11 protein-coding genes are annotated in these 12,443 nt (G+C 71.8%); 4 read left to right on the top strand and 7 right to left on the bottom strand.

What is annotated here, in order from left to right; translation table 11 throughout:
• Positions 1-49: 49 nt before the first annotated feature.
• From MXD57_RS07840 to MXD57_RS07815, 6 genes are all read right to left on the bottom strand, one after another.
• Positions 50-868: a siderophore-interacting protein gene (locus MXD57_RS07840; protein WP_250400588.1), complete on the bottom strand. Its 819-nt coding sequence runs from the start codon at positions 866-868 to the stop codon at positions 50-52.
• Positions 869-904: 36 nt separating this feature from the next.
• Positions 905-1,951 carry an ABC transporter substrate-binding protein gene (locus tag MXD57_RS07835; RefSeq protein ID WP_250400587.1) on the bottom strand — a complete coding sequence of 349 codons (1,047 nt, stop codon included), beginning with the start codon at positions 1,949-1,951 and terminating at the stop codon, positions 905-907.
• Positions 1,952-2,132: 181 nt separating this feature from the next.
• Positions 2,133-3,293, bottom strand: coding sequence for an acyl-CoA dehydrogenase family protein (locus MXD57_RS07830; RefSeq protein ID WP_250400586.1), 1,161 nt, complete (start codon positions 3,291-3,293; stop codon positions 2,133-2,135).
• 5 nt (positions 3,294-3,298) lie between these two features.
• Entirely contained in the window at positions 3,299-4,240 is a 942-nt protein-coding gene (locus MXD57_RS07825) for a hydroxymethylglutaryl-CoA lyase (protein WP_250400585.1), read from the bottom strand.
• A complete protein-coding gene (locus MXD57_RS07820) occupies positions 4,237-6,183 on the bottom strand; it encodes an acetyl/propionyl/methylcrotonyl-CoA carboxylase subunit alpha (RefSeq protein ID WP_250400584.1) in 1,947 nt (648 codons plus the stop codon). The genes MXD57_RS07825 and MXD57_RS07820 overlap by 4 nt, the downstream gene beginning before the upstream one ends.
• An 11-nt stretch (positions 6,184-6,194) precedes the next feature.
• Positions 6,195-7,811: a carboxyl transferase domain-containing protein gene (locus MXD57_RS07815; protein WP_250400583.1), complete on the bottom strand. Its 1,617-nt coding sequence runs from the start codon at positions 7,809-7,811 to the stop codon at positions 6,195-6,197.
• Positions 7,812-7,906: 95 nt separating this feature from the next.
• Here MXD57_RS07815 and MXD57_RS07810 point away from each other — a divergent pair, with 95 nt between their 5' ends.
• The 4 genes from MXD57_RS07810 to MXD57_RS07795 all read left to right on the top strand — a co-directional run bounded on the left by MXD57_RS07810 (position 7,907) and on the right by MXD57_RS07795 (position 11,486).
• The gene (locus tag MXD57_RS07810; protein WP_250400582.1) at positions 7,907-8,503 is read left to right on the top strand and encodes an SACE_7040 family transcriptional regulator; all 597 of its coding nucleotides are present in this window, start codon (positions 7,907-7,909) and stop codon (positions 8,501-8,503) included.
• A 134-nt stretch (positions 8,504-8,637) separates the two neighbouring features.
• Positions 8,638-9,795 carry an acyl-CoA dehydrogenase family protein gene (locus MXD57_RS07805; protein WP_199210646.1) on the top strand — a complete coding sequence of 386 codons (1,158 nt, stop codon included), beginning with the start codon at positions 8,638-8,640 and terminating at the stop codon, positions 9,793-9,795.
• Between the two features lie 34 nt (positions 9,796-9,829).
• Entirely contained in the window at positions 9,830-10,696 is an 867-nt protein-coding gene (gene tesB / locus MXD57_RS07800) for an acyl-CoA thioesterase II (RefSeq protein WP_250400581.1), read from the top strand.
• A 463-nt stretch (positions 10,697-11,159) separates the two neighbouring features.
• The gene (locus MXD57_RS07795) at positions 11,160-11,486 is read left to right on the top strand and encodes a hypothetical protein (protein ID WP_250400580.1); all 327 of its coding nucleotides are present in this window, start codon (positions 11,160-11,162) and stop codon (positions 11,484-11,486) included.
• Positions 11,487-11,645: 159 nt separating this feature from the next.
• Here the strand turns inward: MXD57_RS07795 and MXD57_RS07790 are convergent, their stop codons facing one another.
• Positions 11,646-12,434 carry a phosphatase gene (locus MXD57_RS07790; RefSeq protein ID WP_250400579.1) on the bottom strand — a complete coding sequence of 263 codons (789 nt, stop codon included), beginning with the start codon at positions 12,432-12,434 and terminating at the stop codon, positions 11,646-11,648.
• Positions 12,435-12,443 lie beyond the last annotated feature (9 nt).

Raw genomic sequence — 12,443 nt, 5'->3', positions numbered from 1 at the left:
TTTGGATCAAGGCGCGACTCTCCCGTGACCGGCGTCACTTCGGGGCGGGTCAGTCGCCCGTGCGCAGTTGTTCCTCCGTCAGGCCCCGCCGCCAGTAGCCGACGAAGGCGATGCGCCGCCGGTCGAACCCGCGCTCACTCGTGAAGTGCGCGCGCAGTTCCCTCACCCGGCCGGACTCGCCCGCGAGCCACACGTACGGCCGCTCGGTGACGGGCAGCCGGGCGGACCGCACGCTGTCGCCGGTGGGTGAGCCGTCGTGGTGCACCAGCCAGGTGATCTCCGCGTCGGCCCGCGTCGCCACGTCCTGGATGTCACCGGGGTGCGGCACCTCCAGCCAGGCGCGGACCCGTGTACGGGCGGGCAGCGACTCCAGGATGGCGGTCGCGGCGGGCACGGCGGTCGTGTCGCCCCACAGGAGGACGAGGTCGGTGTCGGCCGGCGGCCGGAACCGGATCGCCCGGTTGTCGGCGATCGCCGGGCCGAGCAGCAGCACGCGGTCACCGGGGGCCGTCCGGGAGGCCCAGCGGGAGGCGGGCCCGGCGGGCGTGTGCAGGGCGAAGTCGATGTCGATCTCGTCCGGATCGCGCCGCAGGGCCCGCAGCGTGTACGACCGCATCACGGCCCGTACACCGTCCGGGAGTTCACGCCAGCCCTGCCACCAGCCGTCGCCCAGTTCGAGGGGCACGACCGGTTCGGCCTGCCCCGGGTGCGGCAGGAACAGCGACAGTGACTGGTCGCGCCCGTCGGAGTGGAACGCGCGCAGATCGTCCCCGGCGAAGGTGACCCGGACCAGGGACGGCCCCAGCCGCCTCGTCCGTACGGCCTGGAGGGAGAAGAAGCGGAACGGGGCGGCCACGGCCGTCGTCATGGGGGCTCCTGAGGTTGGTGTTCAGGAAAGGGGGGTTCAGCCGACCTTCTCGGCCTTCTCCAGCGCCTCGGCCAGGCCGGTGAGCAGCGGCACGCACTTGGCGTAGGAGAGGATCGGCTCGGGGGAGCGGGCGATGACCTGTCCCGCCTTGACCGCGGGCAGCTTCTTCCAGGTGGCCTTGGTGATGTCGGCCGGCTGGATGGCCGAGGTGCGGTCGTCCATCATGATGATGTCGGCCGGGTACTTGTCGACGTTCTCCCAGCTCAGCGACTCGTACCAGCCGCCGCCCTGCTTCTTGGCGCTCTTTGGGGGCTCGACGAAGTTCACGCCGAGGGACTTGAAGTACTCCAGGTCCACGGAGAGGTCGGTGCCGGAGACGTAGAAGAGCTGCTCACTGGCGGAGCCGGCCATCACCCTGACGCCGGGCTTGGCCCTGGCGGCGGCGCGCAGCCGGGCCGAGGCGTCCTCGAACCGCTTCTTGGCGGCGGTCGCCTTCGGGGCCTTCATGTCCGCGCCGAGTGACTCGGCCAGCTTCCACATGCGCTGCAGCGGCTCGGTGAGCCGGCGGTCGTAGACGGAGACGCCGACGCTCGGTGCGAGCTGGGCGATCTTCTTCTTCGACTCCTCGGGCACGTACCAGAGGGTGCCGGCGTCGTCGAACATCGTGCTGATGAGCACGTCGGGAGCGAGGGCCGCGTACTTCTCGATGTTGAACTGGCCCCAGGTGTTGCCGAGGACGGTCACCTTGCTGACGTCCATGTCGCCGGCCTGGACGTCGGCCCGGCCGTCGGTGGTCCTCGTCGGGCCGAAGACGCCCTTGACCTGGACACCGTAGTCGTACAGCGCGGCGGCGGCGCCGGTGAAGGCGACGATGTCCGTGGGGACCTCGTCCAGTTCCACCGTCGTGCCGCGGTCGTCCGTGAAGCTCCAGGGGCCCGGCCTGCCGCCCTTCGCGCGACCGTCGGAGCCCGCGTCCCCGTCCTGGCCGTCACCGCAGGCCGCGAGCGCGGCACCGAGTCCGAGGACACCGCCCGCGGCGAGCAGGCCGCGACGGGAGAAGTGGGTGGAACGGGCATGGGGCATGGGTGTGGCTGCTTTCGACCAGGGCGTGGCGCCCGCCGGACAGTTCGAAGGTAGGTTAGCCTAACCTCACTAGATGTCCAGGGGGCGGGGTCCACCGCCGACGTCCCGTCAGCAGCGCGAACGCGGGGCGGCGGACGGACGGATCCGCCTGCCGCCCCGCGTTGCCGGCGGTGCGGGCGCCTCAGCCGACCAGCCCCAACTCCCTTGCGATGAGCATCCGCTGCACCTCGCTCGTACCCTCGCCGATCTCCAGGATCTTGGAGTCGCGCCACATCCGGGCCACCGGGTACTCGTTCATGAAGCCGTATCCGCCGTGCACCTGCGTGGCGTCGCGGGCGTTGTCCACGGCGACGGTGGAGGAGTACAGCTTGGCCATCGCCGCCTCCTTCTTGAAGGGCTCGCCGGCCACCAGCCGGTAGGCGGCGTCACGCCAGGCCAGGCGGGCGGTGTGGGCCTTCATCTCCATGTCGGCGATCTTGAACTGGATGGCCTGGTTGGCGCCGATCGCCCGGCCGAAGGCGTGTCGTTCCTTCGCGTACTTCACCGACTCGTCCACGCAGCCCTGGGCCAGGCCGGTGGCCAGCGCCGCGATGGCGATGCGACCCTCGTCGAGGATGCGCAGGAACTGCGCGTAGCCCCGGCCCTGCTCGCCGAGCAGGTTGGCGGCGGGCACCCGGACGTCCTGGAACGACAGTTCACGGGTGTCGGAGGCGTTCCAGCCGACCTTGGAGTAGGGCGCGGCGACCGTGAAGCCGGGGGTGCCGGACGGGACGATGATCGCCGAGATCAGCGGCCTGCCGTCCGGCTTGCGGCCGGTGACCGCCGTGACCGTCACCAGACCGGTGATGTCGGTGCCCGAGTTGGTGATGAAGCACTTCGTGCCGTTGATCACCCACTCGTCCGTGTCCGGGTCCAGGCGGGCCGTGGTACGGGTGGCACCGGCGTCGCTGCCGCCGTCCGGTTCGGTGAGACCGAAGGCGCCCAGGATCTCGCCGGAACAGAGCCGGGGGAGCCACTGGCGCTTCTGCTCCTCGGTGCCGAACAGGTGGATCGGCATGGCGCCCAGCGACACCCCGGCCTCGAGCGTGATGGCCACCGAGGAGTCCACCCGGGCCAGTTCCTCCAGGGCGATACCGAGGGCCAGGTAGTCGCCGCCCATGCCGCCGTGCTCCTCGGGGAACGGCAGCCCGAACAGGCCCATGCGGCCCATCTCGCGGACGATCTCGTACGGGAACTCGTGCCGCTCGTAGAAGTCGCCGATCTTCGGCGCCACCACGTCATGCGCGAACTCCTCCACCGTGCGGCGGAGTTCCTCGAGCTCGGGGCTGAGACGGTGGTCCATGCTGATCACTGGTCCTTGTGGGAGAGAGCGCGGACGGTACGGGACGGGCTGGGCCGGCCCAGCTGCTCGGCCATCCACACGCTGGTGGCGGTCAGACGGCCGAGGTCGACCCCGGTCCTGATGCCGAGGCCGTGCAGCATCCAGACGAGGTCTTCGGTGGCGAGGTTGCCGGTGGCGGACTTCGCGTACGGGCAGCCGCCGAGGCCGCCGGCGGACGCGTCGACCGTCGTCACACCGTGCTCCAGGGCCGCGTAGGTGTTCGCGAGCGCCTGGCCGTAGGTGTCGTGGAAGTGCACGCCGATCACGTCCGTCGGCACGCCCTCCTCGTTCAGCAGGGCGAGCAGTTCCCGGACATGGCCCGCGGTGGCGACGCCGATGGTGTCGCCGAGGCTCAGCTCGTCGCAGCCCATGTCGCGCAGGGCCTTGCAGACGCGGGTCACCTGGCGGAGCGGGACGGCACCCTCCCAGGGGTCGCCGAAGCACATCGACACATAGCCGCGCACCCGCGCGCCCGCGCCCTTCGCCTGGCGCACGACCGGCTCGAACACGGCCAGCGACTCGTCCACGGTGCGGTTGAGGTTGGCCTTCGCGAAGGACTCCGTGGCGCTGGCGAACACCGCGATCCGGCGGGCGCCGAGCGTCAGGGCGCGGTCCAGCCCGCGCTGGTTCGGCACCAGCACCGGCAGTTCGACGTCGAGGTCCGAGACGAGCGGGAAGAGCTGCTCGGCGTCCGCGAGCTGGGGCACCCACTTGGGGTGCACGAAGCTGGTCGCCTCGATGGTCGTCAGGCCGGCCCCGGCCAGGCGGCGGATGAACTCGGCCTTCACCGCCGTCGGCACGGACGCCCGCTCGTTCTGCAGCCCGTCGCGCGCGCCGACCTCGTGGATCCGCACCCGCGCGGGCAGGCCCCGGGCCGGCACCACCATGGGCAGTCCCCCGGCGCTCACTGCGCCTCCTCCCTGGGCGTGATGACGGCCAGCACCTGGTCCATGGCGACCGTCGAGCCCGGGGTCACGTCCAGCTCGGCGACCGTGCCCGCGTGCGGGGCGGAGACGACGTGCTCCATCTTCATCGCCTCGACCACCAGCAGGCTCTGCCCGGCCGCGACCTCGTCGCCGACGGCGACCTTCACCACCGTCACCGTGCCCGGCATCGGCGCGGTGAGCGAGTCGGCACCCGCGTGCGCCGACCGGGTCAGGGCGGCCTCCACCGGGTCGTGGTCGCGCACCTGCCAGGCGTCGCCGTCCCGGCCGATCCAGTCACCGGCCCGGAGGAACGTGTGCCGGACGCCGTCGAGGGTCACGGACACCCGGTCGCCGCTGACGGTGTGCGTGCCGCGCGGCGTGCAGGCGACCGCCTCCTGCGTCCGCAGATGGACGACGGGCCGCCGGGGCGTGCCGCCCAGCCGCCAGCCGCTCGGCACCGAGAAGGGGTCGACCCAGCCGTCGCCGGACGGCCGCAGCGCCTCCAGCCGTACGGCCGCCGCGGCCTCGTACACCTCCTCCGGCACGTCCGTGGAGACCAGCTCGTCGACCACACGCTCCACCAGCCCGGTGTCCAGCTCGCCGGCCGTCACCGCCGGGTGCGCCAGCAGCCGCCGCAGGAATCCCGCGTTGGTCTGCACGCCCAGCGTGACCGTCTCGGCGAGCGCGGAGCGCAGCCTGCGCAGCGCCGTCTCCCGGTCGGGGCCGTAGGCGATCACCTTGGACAGCATCGGGTCGTAGAGGCTGCCCACCTCGGTGCCCTCGCTGAGCCCCGAGTCGGTGCGCACGCCGTCGCCCTGGGGCTCGTTCAGCAGCCGCACCGTGCCACCGGAGGGCAGGAAGCCGCGGGCCGGGTCCTCCGCGCAGATTCGGGCCTCCACCGCGTGCCCGCTCAGCCGGACGTCCTCCTGCGCGAAGCCCAGCCGCTCCCCGGCCGCCACCCGAAGCTGCCACTCCACCAGGTCCATGCCGCCCGCGGCGCCGACGGACACGACGAGTTCGGTGACCGGGTGCTCCACCTGGAGGCGGGTGTTCATCTCCATGAAGTAGTACGACGAGGGGTCGCCGCCCGGCACGATGAACTCCACCGTGCCCGCGCCCCGGTAGCCGCAGCTTCGGGCCGCCTGCACGGCGGCCTCGCCCATCGCGGCCCGGGTGGCCTCGTCGAGGAGCACGCTCGGCGCCTCCTCGATGATCTTCTGGTGCCGCCGCTGCAGCGAGCACTCGCGCTCGCCGAGGTGGACGACATCGCCGTGCCCGTCGGCCAGCACCTGGATCTCGATGTGCCGGGGACGGTCGATCCACCGCTCCACCAGCAGGGTGTCGTCGCCGAAGGAGGCCCGTGCCTCGCGGCGGGCGGCCGCGATCTCCTCCTCCAGCACGGCCGCGTCCCGCACCAGCCGCATGCCCTTGCCGCCGCCGCCCGCCGACGGCTTGAGCAGTACGGGCGTCCCGATCTCGCGGGCCGCCGCGGCCAGTTCGGCGTCCGTGAGACCGCTGCCGCTGGAGCCCGGCACCACCGGGACCCCGGCCGCCTTCACCGTCTCCTTGGCGCGGATCTTGTCGCCCATGAGGGCGATCGCGTCCGCGGGCGGGCCGATGAAGACCAGCCCCGCCTCCTCGCAGGCTCGCGCGAAGCCGGCGTTCTCGGCGAGGAAGCCGTAGCCGGGGTGGACGGCCTGGGCGCCGCTGCGGGCGGCGGCCTCGAGCAGCCGCTCCACCGACAGATAGCTCTCGGCCGCGGGCGCCGGGCCGATCCGTACGGCCGTGTCGGCCTCCCGGACGTGCCGCGCGTCGGCGTCGGCGTCGGAGAAGACCGCCACCGAGCGGACGCCCAGCGAGCGCAGCGTACGGATGACGCGCACGGCGATCTCGCCCCGGTTGGCCACCAGCACTGTGTCGAACACGGTTCCCCTCCTCACATCCGGAAGACGCCGAACTGGGGATCTCCCAGCGGCGCGTTGGCGCAGGCCGTCAGGGCGAGTCCCAGCACCTGACGGGTCTCCATCGGGTCGATCACGCCGTCGTCCCACAGCCGGGCGGTGGCGTAGTAGGCGTTGCCCTGGCTCTCGTACTGGGCGCGGATCGGGGCCTTGAAGGCCTCTTCCTCGTCGACGGGCCAGTCCTCGCCGCGCGCCTGCATCTGGTCCCGCTTGACCGTGGCCAGCACGGAGGCGGCCTGCTCGCCGCCCATGACGGAGATCTTGGCGTTGGGCCACATCCACAGGAAGCGGGGGGAATAGGCGCGGCCGCACATCGAGTAGTTGCCGGCGCCGTAGGAACCGCCGACGACGACGGTCAGTTTCGGCACGCGCGTGCAGGCCACCGCCGTGACCATCTTGGCGCCGTGCTTGGCGATGCCACCCGCCTCGTAGTCCCGGCCGACCATGAATCCGGAGATGTTCTGCAGGAACAGCAGCGGGATGCCGCGCTGGTCGCACAGCTCGATGAAGTGGGCGCCCTTCTGGGCGGACTCCGAGAACAGGATGCCGTTGTTGGCCACGATCCCGACCGGGTGGCCGTGGATCCGGGCGAAGCCGGTGATGAGGGTCTGCCCGTACTCGGCCTTGAACTCGGCGAACCGCGAGCCGTCGACCACGCGCGCGATGATCTCGCGCACGTCGTAGGGGGTGCGGGAGTCGACCGGGACGGCGCCGTACAGTCCGGCCGGGTCCACCTTCGGCTCCACGGCCGGGGCGACCTCCCAGGGGAGGGGCCGCCGCGCGGGCAGCGTGGCGACGATGTTCCGCACGATCCGAAGGGCGTGCGCGTCGTCCTCGGCGAGGTGGTCGGTGACGCCGGAGGTCCGGGAGTGCACCTCGCCGCCGCCCAGCTCCTCGGCGGTCACGACCTCGCCGGTGGCCGCCTTCACCAGCGGCGGGCCGCCCAGGAAGATCGTGCCCTGGTTGCGGACGATGACGGCCTCGTCGCTCATCGCCGGCACGTAGGCCCCGCCGGCCGTGCACGAACCGAGGACGGCCGCGATCTGCGGGATGCCGGCGCCGGACATCCGCGCCTGGTTGTAGAAGATCCGCCCGAAGTGCTCGCGGTCCGGGAACACCTCGTCCTGCATCGGCAGGAACGCCCCGCCGGAGTCGACGAGGTAGACGCAGGGCAGCCGGTTGTCGAGGGCCACCTCCTGCGCGCGCAGGTGCTTCTTCACCGTCATCGGGTAGTACGTGCCGCCCTTGACGGTGGCGTCGTTCGCCACGATCACGCACTCGCGCCCGCTGACCCGGCCGATGCCGGCGATCACGCCGGCGGCCGGTGCCTGCCCGTCGTACATCCCGTCGGCCGCGAGGGGAGCCAGCTCCAGGAAGGGCGACCCCGGGTCGAGCAGCGTGTCCACCCGGTCCCGCGGCAGCAGCTTGCCGCGCGCGGTGTGCCGGGCCCGCGCCTTCTCGCCGCCGCCGAGAGCGGCGGCGGACAGCTTGCCGCGCAGTTCCCCGACGAGTGCGAGATGAGCCTGTTCGTTGGCCCGCCAGGCCTCCGACGCGGGATCGGCCGCGCTGTGGAGCTCCGGTGCCTCTTGCATCCTTGCGGTCCCCTCACCCAGTGGTGACTGTTAATGAGCGTTAACCATTTCCTTCAGGTTAACGACCGCTAACCTCGCTGTCTAGAATTGCCGGCATGGTCACCAGAACCGACGCCCCCACCCGCCGCGAGCAGATCCTCAAGGAGGCTGCCCGGCTCTTCGCCGAGCGCGGCTTCCACGGCGTCGGCGTGGACGAGATAGGCGCCGCGGTCGGCATCAGCGGCCCCGGCCTGTACCGCCACTTCCCCGGCAAGGACGCGATGCTCGCGGAGCTGCTGGTCGGCATCAGCGGCCGGCTGCTGACCGGCGCCAAGCGCCGCCTGGCCGAGGCCGACGGGGGCGCCGGGGCCCCGGCGGTCCTGGACTCGCTCATCGAGGGCCACATCGACTTCGCCCTCGACGACCGCCCCCTGATCACCCTGCACGACCGCGAGCTGGACCGCCTGCGCGACAGCGACCGCAAGCTGGTGCGCCAGCTCCAGCGGCAGTACGTGGAGCTGTGGGTGGAGGTGGTGCGGGAGGTCTACCCCCACCTGACCGAGCCCAGCGCCCGCTCGGCGGTCCACTCGGTCTTCGGTCTGCTCAACTCCACCCCGCACCTCGGCCGCGCCGGCACCCTGCCGGGCCGCGCCGCCACGGCGGCGCTGCTGCACCGGATGGCCCGGGGCGCCTTCGGGGCGGCCGAGGGCTGAGCCCCGGGGGCGCCCCCGGCCGCCGGGTGGCCAAGGTCACCCTGGACGGCGGAACGTACCCGCCAGTATCTTGGGATCTGAGCAAGCGCTTAGACATGCCCGAATGTCATGCCGAGGTACGTGGAGGTGGCGGCGTGCGCCGTACGGTGTTCAACGAGGATCACGAGGCGTTCCGGGAGACCCTTCGCGCCTTCATCGAGGCCGAGGTCGTGCCCGTCTACGACGAGTGGTTCGCCGCCGGCCAGGCGCCGCGCGACTTCTACCACAAGCTCGGTGAGCTGGGCATCTTCGGGATCAACGTGCCCGAGGAGTTCGGCGGCGCCGGTCTGGACAGCCACAAGTTCGAGGCCGTCCTCTACGAGGAGACCGCCCGCGCCGGTGTGCAGTTCGGCGGCTCCGGCGTGCACGTGCTGCTCGCCCTGCCGTACATCAAGATGCTGGCCACGGACGAGCAGAAGAAGCGCTACCTGCCGAAGTTCGTCACCGGCGAGGAGATGTGGGCCATCGCGATGACCGAGCCGGGCACCGGCTCCGACCTCGCGGGCATGAAGACCACCGCCAAGCTCTCCGAGGACGGCACCCACTACGTCCTCAACGGCGCCAAGACCTTCATCACCGGTGGTGTGCACGCCGACAAGGTCATCGTCTGCGCCCGGACCTCCGCGCCGACCGCCGAGGACCGCCGCCACGGCATCTCCCTGTTCGCCGTGGACACCAAGTCCGAGGGCTACTCCATCGGCCGCAAGCTGGACAAGCTGGGCCTGCGCACCTCCGACACCGCCGAACTGGCCTTCGTCGACGTCAAGGTGCCCGTCGAGGACCTGCTCGGCGAGGAGAACAAGGGCTTCTACTATCTCGGCCACAACCTGGCCTCCGAGCGCTGGGGCATCGCCTTCGGCGCCTACGCCCAGGCCAAGGCCGCCGTCCGCTTCGCCAAGCAGTACGTCCAGGAGCGCACCGTCTTCGGCAAGCCGGTCGCCCACTTCCAGAACACCAAGTTCGAGCTGGCCGCCTGCCAGGCCGAGGTGGACGCCGCCGAGGCCGTCGCCGACCGCGCGACCGAGGCCCTGGACGCCGGTGAGCTGACCCCCGCCGAGGCGGCCTCCGCCAAGCTCTTCTGCACCGAGGTCGCGCACCGCGTCATCGACCGCTGCCTCCAGCTCCACGGCGGCTACGGCTACATGAACGAGTACCCGATCGCCCGCCTGTACGCGGACAACCGCGTCAACCGCATCTACGGCGGCACCAGCGAGATCATGAAGACGATCATCGCCAAGGACATGGGCCTGTAAGGTCTCCGCAATCACTGGCGGGTACAACCACCTCATGAGCCAGGCACTTCAGGACCTCCTCGATCTGCTCGACCTCGAGCAGATCGAGGAGGACATATTCCGCGGCAGGTCCCGCTCCGCCGTCGTACCCCGCGTCTTCGGCGGGCAGGTCGCGGCGCAGGCGCTCCTCGCCGCCGGGCGCACGGTCCCCGGGGACCGGCAGGCCCACTCGCTGCACGCGTACTTCCTGCGCCCGGGCGACCCCGGCGCGCCGATCGTCTACAGCGTCGACCGGATCCGCGACGGACGGTCCTTCACCACCCGCCGTGTGGTCGCCGTGCAGCACGGCAAGCCGATCTTCCATCTCTCGGCGTCCTTCCAGGCGCACGAGGAGGGGCTGGACCACCAGGCCGCCATGCCGGCGGCGCCGGACCCGGCCACGCTGCCCACCTCCCGGGAGCGGATGCGCGGTTACGCCCATCTCCCGCCCGACGTCGTGGAGCGCTTCCTGGAGGTCCGCGAGGCGATCGACCTGCGCTACGTGGACGAGCCGCCGTACGGCAGGTTCGGCGAGCCGCGCGAGCCGCACTCCCAGGTGTGGTTCCGCACCAACGGCAAACTGGACGACGACCCGCTGCTGCACGTCGTACTCGCCACCTACGTCTCCGACATGACCCTCCTCGACTCCGTGCTGCTCGCGCACGGCCGCGGCGGCTGGGCGGTCGGGGACGTCGTCGGGGCGTCGCTGGACCACGCGATGTGGTTCCACCGGCCGTTCCGCGCCGACGAGTGGCTGCTGTACGACCAGGAGTCGCCGTCCGCGCACGGCGGCCGGGGCCTGGGCCAGGCCCGCATCCACACCCAGGACGGACGGCTGGCCATCTCGGTCATCCAGGAGGGCGTGGTCCGCGTCCCGCGCTGACTTCGTCCGGCCCGCGGGCCCGCCCGCGCCCTCCCGGTACGGGGGCGCGGGCGGGCCTCGCCGCGCCGGGCGGTCCCGCCGGTTCCCGACCGTCGTGCCGCACCCGCCGCGTCAGCTCGCCGTCCGCTGCCCGCCGTTGGGCGGAACATGGTCTTCCGGGTTTCTTCGGGTGAGCGAAAAATAGTTGCCTGCTCAATGTGACGTGTGACACGTGTGGTACTAGGCTTTGGAAGTGAAAGCCGCAGTGCACGGCATGCCCGGTCGGCGAGGATCCGGTTGACTCCGGACCTCAGCCGCGGCACCCGGGGGCGCGATCGCGAACAGGGTGGGCCGCAGGCGCCGGCAAGGTGACGCACGTCGTGTCGCATCACAGGCTGCGGCGGACCCCACCAGACCGCCCCCGCACTTTCCTTCACGACACGCGGCGGCGGCCATCCACACCCAGGGATGGAAGGTATTGCCCATGCGAGCACAGCGCGCGAGGCGCCTTGTCGCCATGTCCGCCACCGGCCTGCTGCTGGCCGGCGGGGCGGCGGTCGGCACGGCGGGCACGGCCTCGGCCTCCGACAACAACGACCACGGCTCCTACAGCCACAGCTGGGACTGGGGAGACAACGACCACTACAACCACCACAACTCGTGGTGGGACGACGATGACGACGACTACGGCGACTACGGCGGCTACGGCCACGGCGACCACGGTGGTTATGACCACGGTGGCTACGGCGGCTACGGCGGCCATGGCGGTTACGGAGGCTACGGCGGTCACGGCGGCCACGGAGGGCGCTGAACCGACCGTCTCCTGAGACACGCCCGAGACAAGGATGTGCGGCCCCGTGCACGGAGCCGCGCATCCGCCGTGCCCTGGTGCCGGGCCGGCCGGGGTTCGCCCCTCGCGCCGGGCGAACCCCGACTTGACGCGGTACCAGGTACCACGCGTTACCAGGTATCAGTCGAGGCCCGCCGCCGCCAGCAGGTACGCCGTCATGGGGTCGTAGTGGCGCGGGCTGACGACGTGGTCGTCGAGCGGGACGACCACCTGGACGGTGCCCTCGGACTCGGCCAGGAACAGCGCGGGGTCGTTGCAGTCGGCGTATCCGACGGAGTCGACGCCGTGCTGTCCGGCGTACCCGGCCCAGCCGTGGTCGGCGACCACCAGGTCGGGCAGCGGGCGCCCCTCGCGCGCAAGTCCGTTCAGAACGGCCCGCATCGGCTCGCCGGAGTGCGTGTGCCACAGCGACGCGCCGTGCTCCAGGACGGCGACGTCCGCGAACTGCATGACGTACCCCTCGTCCGTCTGCAGCCCGTCCGGGACGACCACGATCTCGCAGCCGGCCGCGCGCAGCGCCCCGGCCGTGGCCCGGTGCACGTCCAGCAGGCCGCCCGGGTGTCCGGTGGCGAACAGCACCCGCTGCCGTCCCTCGGCCGCCTTGCGCAGCCGCGCGGCCAGTCGGTCCAGCGCGTCCACGGTCAGTTCGGGGTCGATGGTGTCCTGCCCGTACCGGTACTCGGGGTCGTCGTTGACCCCCACCCGCTCCGCCATCACCGCGAGCACGTCCTGCTCGTCCGCCCAGCGGTCGCCGAGCTCGAGCCCCAGCCAGAAGTTGCGCTCGCCGTTGGCCAGCCTGCGGTAGTGGGAGAGGTTGTTCTCGCGGGGCGTGGCGACGTCCCCCGCGATACGGGTCCTCACCAGGTGGTCGACGAGCTGGGCGCGGCTGGGTGTCCCGGTTATCGGCATGCCCCCCAT

This window comes from Streptomyces cellostaticus, from assembly GCF_023630175.1.
Taxonomy (GTDB): Bacteria; Actinomycetota; Actinomycetes; order Streptomycetales; family Streptomycetaceae; genus Streptomyces; species Streptomyces cellostaticus_A.
Note: the sequence above shows the minus strand (reverse complement) of the source record. Positions and strands in the feature narration are given on the sequence as shown.